The sequence below is a fragment of the Intrasporangium calvum genome (assembly GCF_028446585.1).
Taxonomy (GTDB): domain Bacteria; phylum Actinomycetota; class Actinomycetes; order Actinomycetales; family Dermatophilaceae; genus Intrasporangium; species Intrasporangium calvum_A.
Window position 1 is genome coordinate 26,752 of the sequence record NZ_JAPFQL010000013.1, and the last position, 16,494, is coordinate 43,245.

Genomic DNA, 16,494 nt, shown 5'->3' on the forward strand with positions numbered 1-16,494 from the left:
CACCGATCACGCCCAAGACGTCAGGGCGCGGTCGATGAGGTTGCCGCCTCGGTGGGGACGCCACGGTCGGGAGTCGAGGGGTGGGCCAGCCGGACCGTCACCCTGGGGAGGAAGAACTGGACGAGCGGGCCGATCGCCAGCGCATAGAGCACCGTCCCCAGCCCCACCGCGCCGCCGAGGAGCCAACCCACGGCGAGCACCGTCAGCTCGAGGGCGGTGCGGACGAGGCGCAGGCTGATCCCGGTGCGCCGAGCCAGGCCGGTCATGAGTCCGTCGCGCGGCCCCGGGCCGAGCTGGCTGCCGATGTAGAGACCGCCGGCCAGTCCGTTGAGCACGACGCCACTGACGAGAAGGGCCAGCTGGGCTCCCAGGTCGGGCGGGGTGGCGATGACCGCGAGCCCGGCGTCAGCCGCGAGGCCGATGACGACGACGTTGGCCACGGTTCCCAACCCCGGCCACTGCCGCAGCGGGATCCAGAGGAGGAGAACGAGCGCGCCGACCACGATGGTGACCTGGCCGAACGTCAGCGGCACCCGAAGCGCGAGGCCGGCGTGGAAGACGTCCCACGGGTCGAGACCGAGCGTGGCCCGCAGCAGCATCGCCATGGAGAGTCCATAGAGCGTGAGTCCGAAGAGCAGCTGCGCGACGCGTCGCGGGAGCCGCCCGGCCCGCAGCTGGTCACGGGTCGAGAGGTCGAGCAGGGGCACGGAACGGCGCATGACCCGACTCTCAGCCAAATTGGACTCTCTTTCCAGATCCAGTTGCGACAGACTGGACCGCATGCGCACCGTCTCCGCCCGCACCGTCGCCACCCTCCTCGGGCCGGAGCCGCTCGGGCGACCGGCCTACCGGAGCCTCGCGGCGGCCCTTCGTCGGCTCATCGCCGACGGGCGCATCCTCGTGGACACCCGTCTCCCGAGCGAGCGCGCGTTGATGTCGCAGCTGGGCCTGAGCCGCACCACGGTGGGCGGGGCGCTCGACCTGCTCCGCGACGAGGGCTTCATCGTGACCCGACGCGGCTCGGGCAGCGTCACCGCGTTGCCCGAGGGCGGCTCCGGGCTCGCCCTCTCGGGTGCGGGCGTCCTGCCCACCGACCTGCCGGAGGACGTCATCGACCTGACCTACGCGGCCCTGCCGGCTGCCGCGGGTCTGACGGCGGCGTACGAGCGAGCGCTGCACCACCTGCCCCGTCACCTCGCCACCTCCGGCTACCACCCCAGGGGACTCCCGGAGCTCCGTGAGGCGCTCGCCGGCTGGTATGCCACCCGGGGCCTGCCCACCGACCCGGGCGACATCGTGGTCACCGGTGGCGCCCATGCCGCGTTGTCCGCAGTGCTGCGTGCCCTCCTCGACCCGGGAGACCGGGTGCTGCTCGAGACGCCGACCTATCCCAACGCCATCGTGGGCGTGCGGCGCTCGAGCCTGCGCCCGATCGCCCTGCCGATCGACCCGTTGGGCTGGGAGCCCGAGCAGCTCGAGCTCGCCATCCGCCAGGGCGGCGCGCGACTGGCCTACTTGGTGCCCGACTTCCAGAACCCCACGGGCCGGCTGATGACCGGCGACGAACGCCGGGCAGTGTCCGGGGTGCTCCGCAGGACCAGGACCGTCCCGGTCATCGACGAGACGTTCGTCGAGCTCGGGCTCGACGCCACTCCCCCGGCACCGTTCGCCGCCAGCTCCCCCGACGCGATCACGCTCGGCAGTTCCGGGAAGGCCTGGTGGGGTGGCCTACGCGTGGGGTGGGTGCGCGCACCCCATGCCGTGGCCGGCCGGATCCTCGAAGCCCGGCACAGCCTGGACCTCGGCACCGCCGTGCTCGAGCAGCTTGTCCTCGTCGAGCTCCTGCGGGCCGGGCCGTCCCTCCTGGACGAGCGACGAGACGAGGCGCGACGCCGGAGGGACGCCATGGTGACGGCCCTCCGAACCCACGTCCCTGACTGGCGGTTCGGCGTGCCACCCGGCGGCCTCAACCTCTGGTGCGAGCTGCCGGTCGACCCCGGCGACGGACTGGTCCGCGCCGCTGAGGCGAGCGGGCTGCGCCTCGCTCGAGGCGCGCAGTTCGCGTCGCACGGGGGCATGGACCGGTTCGTCCGCATCCCGTTCAGCGTCCCGGCAGACGAGGCCGACGAGGTCGGTCGACGACTCGCCTCGGCCTGGGCGGGCGCGTTCGCCAGCCGGTCCGAGCGGGAGCTGTCGCAGCCACTCATCGCCTGAGGCCGGCTTGGTCAAAACCGGTCCCGCGTCGCGTGAGCGGGCGTACCGTCGGCGGAGAGGCGTGGTGATCTGGGCCACACACGCCCGCCCGACCCCGTCACCTCCACACCGCAGGAGTCGACATGAAGCGACCCCTTCTCCTGGCCGTCGACGCCGACCCGGGGAGCCTGGCCAGGATCGAGCACGAGCTGACCCGGCGGTTCGGCAGCGACTACCTCGTCCGCGGTGAGTCGAGCGGCGCCGCCGCCCAGGCCACGCTGGAGCAGGCCGCCACCCGAGGCGAGCCGGTCGCCCTCGTGCTCGCCGACCCGTGGCTCGACGACGTGCCCGGCACCGAGCTGCTGGCCGAGGTGCGCCTCCTCCACCCGGAGGCGGGCCGCGCCTTCCTCGTCCCCTGGGGTGCCTGGGCGCACCGCCAGACAGCGGAGGCGATCCTCCGGGCGATGTCCCGGGGCGAGATCAACTACTACGTCCTCAAGCCCTGGACCACCCCGGACGAGCTGTTTCTCCGGACGGTCTCGGAGTTCGTCCAGGCCTGGACGCGGACCGTGGTCGACGGCCGCCGCGAGGTCGTCGTCATCGGCGCCGCGCGGGACGGGCGAGGACACGAGGTACGAAGCCTGTTGAGCCGCAATGGGATTCCCCACGCCTACCTCGACCGCGGCACCGCCGAGGCCGTTCGCGTACTGCACGCCGTCGACGGTCCGGCCCCGGACGGGGCCAGCGGGCCACTCGTCGTGTGGCTCGCGGCACTGGGTGGCCAGGTCCTCGTCGATCCCACCGACACCGAGGTCCTCACGGCATGGGGCATCCGGACCTCCCTGGAGCCGGAGGACCGCGACGTCGACCTGCTCGTCATCGGTGCCGGACCAGCCGGCCTCGCGGCCTCCGTCTACGGGTCGTCGGAGGGTCTCAAGGTCCTCTGCCTGGAGGAGCACGCCCTGGGCGGACAGGCGGGCACCAGCTCGCTGATCCGCAACTACCTCGGCTTCTCCCGCGGCCTGAGCGGAGCCGATCTGGCCCAGCGGGGCTTCCAGCAGGCCTGGGTGTTCGGGGCGCGCTTCGTCCTGGGCCGGAAGGTGACCGGGCTCATGGCACACCACCCCGCCGGAAGCGGCTTCCGCGCTGAGATCGAGGGTGCCGGCTGGGTCGACGCGAAGGCCGTGGTCCTCGCCTCCGGAGTCGCCTACCGCCGGCTCGGCGTCCCGGCGCTGGAGGCCTTGACCGGCTCGGGCGTCTACTACGGCGCGAACGTGTCCGAGGCGCACGGACTCGCGGGGTCCCATGTCGTCATCGTCGGGGGTGGCAACTCGGCGGGTCAGGCGGCCCTGCACCTGCAGCGGTACGCCGCCGACGTCACCATCGTGATCCGGACACCGGACCTGTCCGAGACCATGTCGCAGTACCTGATCGACGAGATCGGAGCGAGCCCCCGCATCACCGTGGTCCCGAACGCCGAGGTCGTGGGCGGCGAGGGCGACGGCTGGCTCAGCCAGGTCGTGGTGGCCGATCGCGACAGCGGCAAGCAGACGACGCTGGACGCGGACGGCCTCTTCGTCATGATCGGGGCAGCGCCCCACACGCAGTGGCTGCCGGAGCCGGTGCTGCGCGACAAGTGGGGGTTCGTCGTCACGGGCGCCGACGTGGCCGAGGCAGGACCACCGGCCGCCACCTGGCCCCTCCCGCGACCACCATTGCCGCACGAGACGTCCGTACCAGGCCTCTTCGCCGTGGGCGACGTCCGGAGCGGCTCGGTGAAACGGGTCGCATCAGCAGTCGGCGAGGGATCGGTCGTCGTCTCCGAGGTGCACCGTTACCTCTCGCTGTCCCCCGCTCCCAGCCCCGGTCCGGCTCCCGCACCGACCCCCGCCCCAGGTCCCGGCCCGGCCCGGAGCCGGTCCGATGGCTGAGTCCCTCCCGGCCGCCGGCGCTCCACCACGCCCGACGGTCGGGCCTGTCGTCGGGGCCCTGCTGCTCGCGGCACCAATGGCGGGGCTGGGGCTGCTCCGGGCCAAGCCGGAGCTGGACTCGACCTTCCAGCACGACCCCGCCCACTTCTGGCTCGTTCTCGGCGCCGCCGCCCTGAGCGCGGTGACCGCCTACGGAACGGCCTCGGCGGCCGGCCGCCGGGGTGACGCGCGGGTGATGTTCCTGTCCTTGGCCTTCCTCTCGGCCGCAGGGTTCCTCGGACTCCACGCCTTGGCGACCCCGCATGTGCTGCTCCCGTCGGCAACGGCCGGATTCAACATCGCCACACCGGTGGGGATGATCATCGGGTCGGTCCTGGCCGCCGCCTCGGTCCTCGAAGTGCCGGCGGCGCGACACGTGGCTGCCCTCCGCACGGCCCGGTGGTCGCGCGTCGGACTCATCCTCCTCATGGCCGTCTGGGCCGTCGTCTCGCTCCGGCAGCTGCCGCCCTTCGACCAGGGCACCGGTCCGGAGCGCGCCAGCGGGGTCATGCTCGTGGCCGCGGTCGCCGCCACGACCTTGTACCTCGGCGCCGGGCTCGGCTACCTCCTGCTCTGGCGGCGCCGCGGCGGCATCCTCCCAGTCGCGATGACCGCGGCCATGGTTCTCCTCGCCGAGGCCATGATCGCGGTGACGGTCGCACCCAACTGGCGCTACAGCTGGTGGGAGTGGCACGTGCTCCTGCTGGTCGCCTTCGTCCTCGTCGCCTGGGGCGCCGATCGGTCGTGGCACGAGGAGCGGTTCGCCGGGGTCTACGCCGAGGACACCATCGCCGGACGGCGCATCATGACCATCCTCTTCGCCGACCTCAAGGGGTTCACGAGCTTCTCGGAGACCCACAGTCCTGCAGCCGTCACCGCGATGCTCAACGAGTACTTCCACGTCGCCGTGCCCGCCGTGGCGACCAAGCACGGGGGTCAGGTCGACCGAATCATCGGCGACGCCCTGATGGTGACCTTCAACCGCCTCGGAACCCAACCGGACCACGCGATGCGCGCCGCTCGGGCCGGTCTCGAGCTCCAGGAAGTCACCGGCCGGATCGCCGCCCGGCACCCCGGCTGGCCGCGCTTCCGGGTCGGCATCAACACTGGCGAGGTCCTGGTGAGCGTCCTCGGCGCGGAGGGCGGTCGGACGCACACCGTCATCGGCGACGCGGTCAACGTCGCCTCTCGGGTCGAGGGCCAGGCGCCCGTCGGAGGCGTCGCCGTCACCGCCGACACCCTGGCCCAGCTTCGAGGAGCCGTCATCGAACCGCTCGGACCACTCGAGCTCAAGGGCAAGCAGGCACCCGTCCAGGCGTTCGCGCTGACCGGCCTGACGCCCTGAACGCTCGAGGGGCCGGCGAGCGGCCGGTCGGGCGGACGGACGAGGGGACGGCCGGTGGATCAGGCCCTCGGACCCCGCCACGGCGGCGGCCCGGCTGACCGCGGGAGCCGGCCCAGCGGCATACGCCCGGAATCCCCCGCGCCCGCCGCACCTGTCAGACTGCTGTCGTGCCAGCGGAGCCAGTCGACGTCCTCGTCATCGGCGCGGGGCAGGCCGGTCTGTCCGCGGCCTACCACCTGCGCCGCAGGGGCTTCCGCGCCGCCGGCACTGACCAGGCGAGGCCCCACTACGTCGTCCTCGACGCCGAGGCCGGGCCGGGCGGAGCGTGGCGGCACCGCTGGCAATCGCTGCGCATGGCCACCGTCAACGGGATCAGTGACCTCCCCGGCATGGCCCAGCCCGAGGTCGACCCCTGCGAGCCGAGCTCCGAGTTCCTCACGCGCTACTTCAGCGACTACGAGCGCGATCTGGAGCTCCACGTCCGCCGGCCGGTGCACGTGAGCGCCGTCCGGCGCGAGGACACGGACCCCAGGGGACGCCTGCGCGTCGAGACGGACGAAGGCACGTGGCAGGCCAGAGGACTCATCAACGCCACGGGCACCTGGACGAAGCCCTTCTGGCCCATCTATCCGGGCCGGGACAGCTTCCGCGGACGGCAGCTGCACGTGGCCGACTACGTCTCGGCTGACGAGTTCCGCGACCAGCACGTCGTCGTGGTCGGTGGGGGCATCTCGGCCGTGCAGCTGCTCGATGAGATCTCCCAGGTGACGACGACCTCGTGGTTCACGCGTCGCGAACCGGTCTGGCGCGACGACGAGTTCACGCCCCAGGCGGGACACGACGCAGTCGCGCTCGTCGAGGAACGGGTGCGCCGCGGACTGCCCCCGCAGAGCGTCGTCTCCGTGACCGGCCTGATCTGGACGCCCGCGCTGCGCGCGGCAGGCGAGCGAGGTGTCCTCGAACGGCGGCCGATGTTCACCGCGATCGAACCGGAGGGCGTGCGCCTGGCCGGCGGCGGCTTCCAGAAGGCCGACGTCATCCTCTGGGCCACCGGCTTCCGCGCCGCCCTCGACCATCTCGCCCCGCTCCACCTGCGCGGCCCCGGAGGGGGCATCGTCATGGACGGGACGCAGGTGGCAGCTGAGCCGCGGGTGCACCTCATCGGCTACGGCCCCTCGTCGAGCACGATCGGGGCGAACCGAGCCGGCCGGGCAGCAGTCGCCTCGCTCGCGAAGTGGCTCGCGAGCGAGGCCGAACAGACCGCCGCGTCGGACGATCAGTCGCGCGTCAGCTTGCGGTAGGTGACCCGGTGCGGCCGCGCCGCGTCGGCACCCAGCCGCTCCACCTTGTTGGCCTCGTAGGACTCGAAGTTGCCCTCGAACCAGTACCACTTCGCCGGGTTCTCGGCGTCACCCTCATAGGCGAGGATGTGCGTGGCCACGCGGTCGAGGAACCACCGGTCGTGCGAGATCACCACGGCACAGCCGGGGAACTCGAGCAGCGCGTTCTCCAGCGAGCCCAGCGTCTCGACGTCGAGGTCGTTGGTCGGCTCGTCGAGCAGGAGCAGGTTGCCGCCCTGCTTGAGCGTCAGGGCGAGGTTGAGCCGGTTGCGCTCGCCACCGGACAGCACACCCGCCGGCTTCTGCTGGTCGGGGCCCTTGAAGCCGAACTGCGACACGTAGGCACGCGAGGGGATCTCGACGTTGCCGACCTTGATGTGGTCCAGCCCGTCGGAGACGACCTCCCACAAGGTCTTCTTCGGGTCGATGCCGGCCCGCGCCTGGTCGACATAGGAGATCTGGACCGTCTCTCCGACCTTCACCTCACCGGCGTCCGGCGCCTCCAGGCCGACGATGGTCTTGAAGAGCGTCGTCTTGCCGACACCGTTGGGCCCGATGACGCCGACGATGCCGTTGCGCGGGAGCGTGAAGGACAGGTCATCGATGAGCACCCGGTCGCCGAAGCCCTTGCGGAGGTTCTTGACGTCGATGACCACCGAGCCGAGCCGGGGGCCGGGCGGGATCTGGATCTCCTCGAAGTCGAGCTTGCGGGTGCGCTCCGCCTCCGCAGCCATCTCCTCGTAGCGGGCCAGCCGCGCCTTGGACTTGGCCTGGCGGCCCTTCGCGTTGGAGCGGACCCACTCGAGCTCGCTCTTGAGCCGCTTGGCGAGCTTGGCGTCCTTCTTGCCCTGGATCTGGAGCCGCTCCGACTTCTTCTCCAGGTAGGTCGAGTAGTTGCCCTCGTAGGGGTAGAGCCGGCCGCGGTCGACCTCGGCGATCCACTGGGCGACGTTGTCGAGGAAGTAACGGTCGTGGGTGACGGCGATGACCGCACCGGGGTAGCTCTCGAGGTGCTGCTCGAGCCACTGGACCGACTCCGCGTCGAGGTGGTTGGTGGGCTCGTCGAGGAGCAGGAGGTCCGGCTTCTGGAGGAGCAGCTTGCACAGGGCCACGCGTCGGCGCTCACCGCCGGACAGGTTGGTCACCGGCAGGTCCGGAGGCGGACAGCGCAGGGCGTCCATCGCCTGCTCGAGCTGGTTGTCGAGGTCCCACGCGTCGGCGTGGTCGATGTCCTCCTGGAGCTTGCCCATCTCGGCGAGGAGTGCGTCGTAGTCCGCGTCCGGGTTGGCCATCTCGGCGCTGATCTCGTTGTAGCGGTCGAGCTTCGCCTTGATCTCGCCGGCGCCCTCCTCGACGTTGCCGAGGACGGTCTTGTCCTCGTTGAGCGGCGGCTCCTGGAGGAGGATGCCCACCGTCGCGCCGGCAGCCAGACGGGCCTCGCCGTTGGAGGGGTGGTCGAGTCCCGCCATGATCTTGAGGATCGTCGACTTGCCGGCGCCGTTGGGGCCGACCATCCCGATCTTCGCGCCCGGGTAGAACGACATCGAGACGTCGTCGAGGATGACCTTCTCGTTGTGCGCCTTGCGCGCCCGGGTCATGGTGTAGATGTACTCGGCCATGCGCAGAAGGCTATCTGCGATCTGCTCACGCACCGAATCCGCCGGACCCGCCCGCCACGTCGTCAGCGCGACGCGGCGGGCGTCGGCCGGCCGGGCTCAGTGAGCCGATCGCGGGTGCTCAAGCGGCCGGGTGCTCCACGGTGTAGTCGTCCGAGCGTGGATCTCCCGGGAAGGCCCCGGCCGCGGCGGCCTCTGCGCCGGCCTCTGCGGTGGCTTCCCCGTGCTCCGCGGCGAAGTCTCCGATCACCTCGCCATTGGCATCGACGTTGCGCGGCCGGTCCTCGCCGTACTCAGCAGGTCCGGGCACCCGTCCCAAGGCGCCGTTCAGCTCTGCCATCGCGTTGCGGACATCGACGTCCGAGGTGCGGTCGAGGCCCAGTGCGGCGGCCCTGCTGACCCGGGCGAAGGAGGCGCGCCCGAACGTGAGGTCGTGACCGATGTGGTCCGCCTCGATCTCCGGGGAGTTCCGGCTGACGCCCTCGCTGGACACGTAGGACCGGTTGGAGAAGTTCCCCTCGACGATGACCGGCTGCCCCTTCTTCAGCGAGGCTGCCGCGTTGGCGGCCAGCGCGTTGAAGGCGATGACGCCGAGGAAGCTGGTCTCGAGGTCAAGGAACTTGCCGTCGGCCGTCTTCCGGTAGGGCGTCGTGCCGATCCGGAACGTGATGAACACGTTGCCGTTGCGGTCGGTCCGTTCGACCGGGTCGTTCACGACGTTGCCGTGGACGGTGATGCGGGTCTCGTTCATCCTGGCCTCCTCTGCCGCCAACGGCGGGTGGGTGTCTGGCGGCGGACTCGCCGCTCGGCACCACGGTGCCCCGCTCCGGGTGGCTCCGGCAGGGCCCGCCTTCCGGCTGTGGACGACGACCACGCTGGCAAGGGGATGTGGATGGCAACCCAGCCGTGTCGCGCTGACGGCCTCAGCGCAGGACGGTCTCCAGGTCCTCGCGGGTCTGCCGGTGCCGCTCGAGGACCTCGTCGATCGGGATGAGAATGCGCTGGTCCGCGACGTCGGCCACCGCGGTGGTGAGGCGTCGGCCGACAACCGCCTTGCGGCGGCGCGCACCGATCTTGGCCCACCACCGCGACAGCATCCCGAGCAGGATTCCGAGCACCAGGCCCCCCGCGAGCATGAGGAGCGGCACGGGCAGGATGCCCACGGCCGGTGTCTCTGGTGCCGGGATCTGGAGCAGGCCCAGGGCCCAGAGGGCGGCGAGCCACAGCCCGCCGAGGGCCGCGGTCAGACCAAGGATCCACTGGACGACGTTGACGACGAACCACCAGACGGGACGCCTGGCGCGCAGGGACGTGCCGACGACGGCCTGGTCGAGGGCGTCGGCGAGAGAGCCGTCCCCCTGGTCGACCACGTCCTCGACGGCCTGAGCCCACCGCACGGGTAGGCCCGCAGACGCTTCGCGCACGAAACTGCGGGTCGCCAGCTCGACACCAGATGCCGCTGCCGGGGTCGGGGCCGGAATCGACGAGCGACCGAGCACGGCGCGAACGTCCGAGCCGTCGATGTCCACCGGGATCGGGGGTCGGCCTCCGGTGCGGTCGAGCCGCAGCCGCCGGAGCGGGTCGGCCGCGAACCCGCGAGTCCACCTCGCATAGAGCCAACCGGTGTGCGCGAAGGCCTCGCGGCGGTAGTCGCGCGCCACCGCGTCGAGGACGATGGGCACGCCGGCTGCGCGCGCCAGGGACTCGTCGAGCTGCTTGCGGTCGAGGCGTCCCACGTAGGGCTCCTCATCCGCCACCCCTCGACGCAGCCGGCGGGCCGCCGCGACGACGTCGGCATTGAGGCGCTGCCGCGAAGCGGCCTGCCCGGCAACAGCATTGGCCAAGCGCTGCCTCAGCTCGGGAACGCCGGTGCCGGAGATCGCGGAGGTCGCCAGCACCGACGCACTGCGGACCCCGTCGGCCTCGAGCAACTTCGTGAAGTCCTTGCTGAGGACCTTCACGGTGTCCACATCGAGGCGGTCGCTCTGGTTGAGGACCGCCAGCGTCACGGCATCGTGGTGCGCCATCAGCGACACGAACTCGTCGTGGAGACGCGCATCGGCGTACTTCTGGGGGTCCGTGACCCAGATGAACATGTCGACGAGCTCGAGGATGCGTTCGGCCTCGCGCCGGTGGGCAAGCTCTCGTGAGTCGAAGTCGGGCAGGTCGAGCAGGACCAGGCCGTCGAGGCCGGCCCCCGCTTCCGACCGCCGTGGCTCGGAGCCCTTCGCAGAGCCCTTCTCAGAGCCCTTCTCAGAGCCCTTCTCAGAGCCCTTCTCAGAGCCCTTCGCAGAGCCCTTCGCAGAGCCCTTCTCGGAGCCCTTCTCAGAGCCCTTCTCAGAGCCCTTCTCAGAGCCCTTCTCAGAGCCCTTCTCAGAGCCCTTCTCAGAGCCGACGAGGTGGCGGGCGTCCACGTGCAGCCAGTCGAGCAGCTCGGCGGCGTCGGACGATCCCCACACGGCGGCAGTCGGCTTCGAGGTGGTGGGGCGCCGCGCGCCGATCCTCGCGACCGGCTCACCGACGATCGCGTTGAAGAGGGACGACTTGCCGCTGCCGGTGGCCCCGGCCAGCGCGACCACCGTGTGGTCGCCGGCGATGGTCAGCCGTTCGTGCGCCCGGTCGAGCACGCGCCGGGCCTCGTCGACCGCGGCGGGCTCGAGGTCCTCGGCGCCGGACAGCAGGGCCATCGAGAGCGCCGTCGTCCGGTCACCGAGCTCGGCTGCGGTGGGCGCTGTGACCTTGGCCTTGCCCTTCCTGATCGGGCTCATCGGGCCGACCTCACCTCCGCGACAGCGTTCTTGAGCTCGGTGCCCTGGCCGGGACGGGTCCCGACACTGGACACCGCATCCTGGTAGCGCGCCCGTTCCTCGTCGTAGAGCGCCCCGACCCTCTCGAGCAGACGCTCTCGCGCCTGCCTGGCCAGCTCGCGCACGGCCTGGTCGCCGAACACCGCCTCGAGGAGCTTCTGCCCGACGACGGCGGTCCCGCCGGCGATGCCGACCTCGGCACCGGTGATGCCGGCCGTGGCGGCGAAGGTCACGAGCATGAGGACGACCCCGAGCCCGTTGACGCCGTAGGCCATGATTCGCGCGGTCGTCCGTCGGTCCCGCCCCTCGTTGCGGACCATCTCGAGGATGTCGCCCTGCCAGTCGCGGACGAGCCGGGCGGTGCGGGCCGGGAGGTCGGGACTCGACTGGGTCAGCTCGGGCGCGGCGGTGAGCAGCGGCGCTCCTCCGGCGAGGGTGCGCCACGCGCGGGCCGTGGCGCCGGCGGCGAGGTCCGCGCGGTTGGTGATCAGCGCCTCGACGCCGCTCTGGAGGGCCTCGCCGAGATGCTCCGCCTTGGCCGGTTCGCCCTTGATGAAGGCGGAGACCCGATCGCGGACGCGCGAGACCGTCGACTCGACCTGCCGGAAGAACTCGCCGGTGCCGACGAACTCCTGCCAGCGGGCGAGGACCTCGCCGCGGAGCAGCGACCCGTCGTGCATCCCGCTCTCGATGTGGGACAGCGCCTCGGCGTAGGCGTCGGCCGCGGCTGCCTCGAGGGCCGCGGCTGCCTCGACCTGGGCGGTGGAGGCGACAGCGAGCCCCGTCGCCCTGGCGTCGAGCGAGGCGAGGGCGCCGGTCAGCGTCTGGCGCACGACCTCGGAGCGCGCCTGTGCGTCCCCTGCGAGGGCGCTGAGCCAGTCACGCAGCCGTTGCGTCTGCGGGCCCGGCAGGAGCCCGTTCTCGAGGTGCGACTCGAGGACGGTGAAGATCGGGGCATGCTCGAGCTGCTGCTCTCGCAGCATTGCGGCGAGGTGGGTGCGGATCTCCTCGAGGCTCTCCGGCGGAACCCGGTCGAGGACCACGGCAACTGCCGTGCCTCGTTCGGAGGCCTGGCGCAGCAGGTCCCAGGGCACCGCGTCGGCGTAGCGAGCGGCCGTCGTCACGAAGATCCACAGGTCCGCGGCGGCGAGCAGCTGCGCCGCCAGGTCGCGGTTGGCCGCGACGACGCTGTCGATGTCGGGGGCGTCGAGCAGCGCGAGCCCAGCGGCGACCGCGTCGGTCTGGACGAGGCGGACGGCGCCGGGTCCGTCTGACGACGAGTGCTTGCCGGTGATGCGCGCAAGCCGCGGGAGGATCCGTTGGTCGGCGAACCACCTTGCGTCGTCGGGGTGGTGGATCAGCACGGGCGAGCGGGTCGTGGGACGCAGGACGCCGGGGAGCGTCACTTCGCGCCCGACGAGGGAGTTGACCAGAGTGGACTTGCCGGCGCCGGTCGAGCCACCCACGACGGCGAGCAGCGGTGCGTCGAGGGAGGTGAGCCGTGGGATCACGTAGTCGTCGAGCTGGTCCAGGAGGCGCTCACGCGCGAGGCGCGCGTCGTCGACGCCGGGCACGTCGATCGGGAGCGCGGATGCCTCGACGGCGTCACGGAGCCGCGTGACGGCGGGCAGCAACGGAGTGCTGCCCTCCCCTGAACTAGACACGCGCCACATCCTCTCGTGTCCCCTTGGACCAATCAAAACCCATCAGTACTTCGGTCGTGGAGGGACACGCGGGCCGTATGCCGCTGGGCTCGTTGTCGTCGCCGCCTGAGGGAGTGGGTGGCGGGGAGTCCCAACGTGCTCCCGCCTATCATAGGAGCGCCCGACGCGGGCGAGCCCCTGTAGCTCAGCGGATAGAGCAAGAGCCTTCTAATCTCTTGGTCGCAGGTTCGAGTCCTGCCGGGGGCGCCAGGCGGCCCCCTTCACATCACGGGTGTGCCGATGAAGTCCTTGCGATGCGCCGTGATCGCTTGCAGCAGAACCGTCTCCCGCTGGGCGGCGTCGCGCTCTGCAGTGCCGTGGACGAGTCTGGATCGCAGCAGGGCCAGGTCGCTGGCGCTGTCCTGGAAGGCGTCCATGGAGCGTTGAGCGGCGACTCCGCCGCGCCGCCGCGCCCACGCCCGCGCGGCCCGCCGCGTCCCGAGGTGCGAGAGCATGCCGACCTCGGAGTGGGTCAGCCAGCCGGCGTCGGCATACGCGGAGAGGTACTGGCCGATGAGTCGCCCCTCCCGCCTCCGGAGCCAGACGAGGAAGCCGATGAAGCCGAGGAAGAGGGGCACCTGGTAGGTGATGTAGGCGCTGAGGAAGCCCTCGATGCCCGCGATCGCGGAGAGGTTCCACCCGCCGTGCAGCAGCACCGCGCAGGCCCAGCCACCCAGGGTGGCCAGCGTCCGCGCGGTCGAGCTGCGGGTGGAGACGGCGATCCCGATGCCGATCCCGATGAGCGAGGTGAACAGGGGGTGGCCGAACGGGCCCATGAGGCCACGGACGATGAAGGTGGCCGTCAGCCCCTCGTTGCCCATCTCGGTGTAGGCCTGGCCGAGGTAGAGGATGTTCTCGCTGAAGGCGAAGCCGGCGCCGATGAGACCGGCGTAGACGATGCCGTCGATGATCCCGTCGAACTCGTGCCGGCGCAGCAGGTAGATGAGGAAGATCCCCAGCCCCTTGAGCGTCTCCTCGGTGACCGGCGCGAGGTAGACCGCCCCCGTGGCGAACGGGTCGACCCAGTGTGCCTCGACGAGCAGCGCCAGCCCCAGGGTGTTGAGGAAGAAGGCGCCCACGACGGCGATGAGGGCGCCCCACAGGAAGGCGGCCACGAGGTAGCGCACCGGCTCGGCCTCGTAGCGGTCGAGCCAGAGGTAGGTGGGCACGATGATGACGAGGGGGATCAGCGCCATCAGTGCGGCGAGCACCGCGACGCGCGTCTCGAGCTGGCCGCCGATGATGGCGAGCAGGACGAGCAGGGAGCCGAGGACGAGCGTGACGGCCACCCCGAGGGTGAGGATCCGGCGGAGCACCGGTCGCCACGTGGGGTTCGGCTCGCGGCTCCACTCGCGGGCTTCCAGCCGCTCGAGCTCTTCTGCGGGGTCCCCTGGCGTCATGACGGCAGGCTAGTGCAGGACCGGATCTGGCCGCGCCTCTATGGTGGTCCGGTGACGACGACGAACGACTCGACGAACCAGCGCGCCACCTCCGACCGGATCATCTGGATCGACTGCGAGATGACTGGCCTGTCCCTGCGCACCGATGCCCTCGTCGAGGTCGCTGCCCTCGTCACCGACTTCGAGCTGACGGTCCTCGGAGAGGGCGTCGACGTCGTGGTCAAGCCGCCGGCCGAGGCCCTCGCGCAGATGGACGAGTTCGTCCGCGACATGCACACGACGTCAGGGTTGCTCGAGGAGCTCGACGGTGGCGTCTCGCTGGAGGAGGCGCAGGGGCTCGTCCTCGACTACGTGCGCAGCTTCGTGCCGGAGCCGCGCAAGGCCCCCTTGGGCGGCAACAGCGTGGCGACCGACCGTGGCTTCCTCGCCCGCGACATGCCCGACCTCGAGGCCCACCTGCACTACCGGATCATCGACGTCTCCTCGATCAAGGAGCTGTCCCGGCGCTGGTACCCGCGGGTGTACTTCAACGCACCGAAGAAGTCGGGCGGCCACCGGGCCCTGGCCGACATCAAGGAGTCCATCGCCGAGCTCCGCTACTACCGGGAGGCGGTCTTCGTGCCGCAGCCGGGCCCGGACAGCGCCACGGCCCGGGCGCTGGCGGAGGGCCACGTCGTCGAGCACTGACCGGCGCCCGGGGGCGTGTCACGAGCACTCCTCCGAAGCCTGTACGATTGGCGTCGCTGTCGCAGCATCTTGGTGGGTGTAGCTCAGCTGGTAGAGCACCTGGTTGTGGTCCAGGTGGTCGCGGGTTCGAGTCCCGTCACTCACCCCAAGTGATCCCCGCACGTGGCCTCACGTGCGGGGATCGTTGCTTTCCGGACCGTATGCCGCTGAGCCGGCTGCCGCTGAGCGCCCCGGTCGGGTGCCCTCCCGGGCTCGAGTGCTCCATGGGCGACAATGAGCCCGTGACACCCGGCAAGAAGCGCATGCAGCAGATCACCGTCGGCATCCTCGTCGGTCTGGTCATCGTGAGCCTCGCACTCACCCTCGTGGGCGGCGCGCTCGCCGCCGCACCCGAGGGAGCGAGCCCAGCGGCGAAGGCAGTGGCCCTCGCAGCGGACGAGCCGTCGACGACTCCGAGCGTCCCGGCGATCGGCAGCACCGGTGATCCGAAGCCCGTGACGAAGACGCCCCAGGGCACCTCGACCCAGGTGACCGACGACGAGCACGTCGGGGGCCTGATCGGCTACCTCGTCCTCATGCTGGGTGGGGTCCTTCTGCTCGTCCGGACGAAGCGTCGGGAGCGCCGCGAACGGGCCGCCGCGGGCCGGTCGGAGGCGATTTTGTCGCGTCCCTGACCGCCTGCTAATGTTTCCCCTCGTTGCGCCGCTAGCTCAATTGGCAGAGCAAGTGACTCTTAATCACTGGGTTCGGGGTTCGAGTCCCTGGCGGCGCACTTTCGAAGAGGCCTCCCGCACTGCGGGAGGCCTCTTCCGCTTTCCGGACGCGGCATCCGCGATCCGCGCGCCGACCGACGGGCAACGACCAACGGGCAACGGCTGACCCCCGGGTTCGCCCCGTTCGCCCCCCCAACGAAAAACCTGGATGCGGCCCCTTGACCGGACGCATCCAGGTGGACCGGACGCACGACATCGACGCATCGAGGTCAACGCGGCGCATCGACGGCAATGGGACGCGCCGTTGTGCACCCCCATCAGCTTCGCCGGGGCGGTCCGTCCGCGAGGGACTGGCCCTCGGCGAGCCGGGAAGCCAACCAGAGCAGCCCGGCTGGCTAGAGGTAGAGCCCGGTCTGGCCGTCCTCGACACGGGTGGCCGCAACGGCGTGGATGTCCCGCTCGCGCAGCAGCGCGTAGTCGTGGCCCTGCAGCTCCACCTCGGCTCGCTCCTCCGGGTCGAACAGGACCCGGTCGCCGAGCTTGACCTGGCGGACGGTCGGCCCGGCGGCGACGACCTGCGCCCACACGAGGCGCTTGCCGACCGTGGCCGTGGCGGGGATGAGGATGCCGCCCCCGCTGCGGCGCTCGCCCTCGTGCTCGAGGCTGACGAGGATGCGGTCATGGAGCATGCGGATCGGCAGCCGCCCGGCTGCCGATCCG

The 16,494-nt window shown here is 71.3% G+C and carries 13 protein-coding genes and 3 tRNA genes; 9 read left to right on the forward strand and 7 right to left on the reverse strand.

From position 1 onward, the window contains the following. Positions 1–20: 20 nt before the first annotated feature. Positions 21–719 (reverse strand): YczE/YyaS/YitT family protein, encoded by a 699-nt coding sequence (locus tag OO014_RS04955; RefSeq protein WP_272461170.1) that lies wholly within the window; start codon positions 717–719, stop codon positions 21–23. A 61-nt stretch (positions 720–780) separates the two neighbouring features. Here OO014_RS04955 and OO014_RS04960 point away from each other — a divergent pair, with 61 nt between their 5' ends. The 4 genes from OO014_RS04960 to OO014_RS04975 all read left to right on the forward strand — a co-directional run bounded on the left by OO014_RS04960 (position 781) and on the right by OO014_RS04975 (position 6,809). After that, entirely contained in the window at positions 781–2,214 is a 1,434-nt protein-coding gene (locus tag OO014_RS04960) for a PLP-dependent aminotransferase family protein (RefSeq protein ID WP_272461171.1), read from the forward strand. A 122-nt stretch (positions 2,215–2,336) separates the two neighbouring features. Continuing rightward, positions 2,337–4,124, forward strand: a complete 1,788-nt coding sequence (locus tag OO014_RS04965) for an FAD-dependent oxidoreductase (protein WP_272461172.1) — start codon at positions 2,337–2,339, stop codon at positions 4,122–4,124. Continuing rightward, a complete protein-coding gene (locus OO014_RS04970) occupies positions 4,117–5,508 on the forward strand; it encodes an adenylate/guanylate cyclase domain-containing protein (protein ID WP_272461173.1) in 1,392 nt (463 codons plus the stop codon). The genes OO014_RS04965 and OO014_RS04970 overlap by 8 nt, the downstream gene beginning before the upstream one ends. A gap of 167 nt (positions 5,509–5,675) precedes the next feature. Further along, a complete protein-coding gene (locus tag OO014_RS04975) occupies positions 5,676–6,809 on the forward strand; it encodes an NAD(P)-binding domain-containing protein (RefSeq protein ID WP_272461174.1) in 1,134 nt (377 codons plus the stop codon). On the opposite strand, the gene ettA is transcribed toward OO014_RS04975, so the two are convergent. The 4 genes from ettA to OO014_RS04995 form a co-directional block, all read right to left on the reverse strand. Next, the gene (ettA, locus tag OO014_RS04980) at positions 6,785–8,467 is read right to left on the reverse strand and encodes an energy-dependent translational throttle protein EttA (RefSeq protein WP_272461175.1); all 1,683 of its coding nucleotides are present in this window, start codon (positions 8,465–8,467) and stop codon (positions 6,785–6,787) included. The two genes, OO014_RS04975 and ettA, sit on opposite strands and share 25 nt — an antisense overlap. 118 nt (positions 8,468–8,585) lie before the next feature. Beyond that, positions 8,586–9,215: a single-stranded DNA-binding protein gene (locus tag OO014_RS04985; protein ID WP_272461176.1), complete on the reverse strand. Its 630-nt coding sequence runs from the start codon at positions 9,213–9,215 to the stop codon at positions 8,586–8,588. Between the two features lie 172 nt (positions 9,216–9,387). After that, the gene (locus tag OO014_RS04990) at positions 9,388–11,232 is read right to left on the reverse strand and encodes a dynamin family protein (RefSeq protein WP_272461177.1); all 1,845 of its coding nucleotides are present in this window, start codon (positions 11,230–11,232) and stop codon (positions 9,388–9,390) included. Next, positions 11,229–12,944: a dynamin family protein gene (locus tag OO014_RS04995; protein ID WP_272461178.1), complete on the reverse strand. Its 1,716-nt coding sequence runs from the start codon at positions 12,942–12,944 to the stop codon at positions 11,229–11,231. The genes OO014_RS04990 and OO014_RS04995 overlap by 4 nt, the downstream gene beginning before the upstream one ends. A gap of 164 nt (positions 12,945–13,108) precedes the next feature. Between OO014_RS04995 and OO014_RS05000 the strand changes: the two genes are divergently transcribed. Continuing rightward, positions 13,109–13,184: transfer RNA gene (locus OO014_RS05000), tRNA-Arg, on the forward strand. 11 nt (positions 13,185–13,195) lie between these two features. On the opposite strand, the gene OO014_RS05005 is transcribed toward OO014_RS05000, so the two are convergent. Beyond that, positions 13,196–14,374, reverse strand: coding sequence for a PrsW family intramembrane metalloprotease (locus OO014_RS05005; RefSeq protein ID WP_272461179.1), 1,179 nt, complete (start codon positions 14,372–14,374; stop codon positions 13,196–13,198). 120 nt (positions 14,375–14,494) lie between these two features. Between OO014_RS05005 and orn the strand changes: the two genes are divergently transcribed. The 4 genes from orn to OO014_RS05025 all read left to right on the forward strand — a co-directional run bounded on the left by orn (position 14,495) and on the right by OO014_RS05025 (position 15,833). Continuing rightward, positions 14,495–15,061, forward strand: a complete 567-nt coding sequence (gene orn / locus OO014_RS05010; RefSeq protein WP_420485476.1) for an oligoribonuclease — start codon at positions 14,495–14,497, stop codon at positions 15,059–15,061. Positions 15,062–15,133: 72 nt separating this feature from the next. Next, a tRNA-His gene (locus OO014_RS05015) sits at positions 15,134–15,209 on the forward strand. A 115-nt stretch (positions 15,210–15,324) separates the two neighbouring features. After that, positions 15,325–15,735 carry a hypothetical protein gene (locus tag OO014_RS05020; RefSeq protein WP_272461181.1) on the forward strand — a complete coding sequence of 137 codons (411 nt, stop codon included), beginning with the start codon at positions 15,325–15,327 and terminating at the stop codon, positions 15,733–15,735. A 25-nt stretch (positions 15,736–15,760) separates the two neighbouring features. After that, positions 15,761–15,833 (forward strand) — tRNA-Lys (locus tag OO014_RS05025). 336 nt (positions 15,834–16,169) lie between these two features. Here OO014_RS05025 and OO014_RS05030 read toward each other — a convergent pair. Next, the gene (locus OO014_RS05030) at positions 16,170–16,463 is read right to left on the reverse strand and encodes a co-chaperone GroES (protein ID WP_334685030.1); all 294 of its coding nucleotides are present in this window, start codon (positions 16,461–16,463) and stop codon (positions 16,170–16,172) included. Positions 16,464–16,494: the final 31 nt, after the last annotated feature.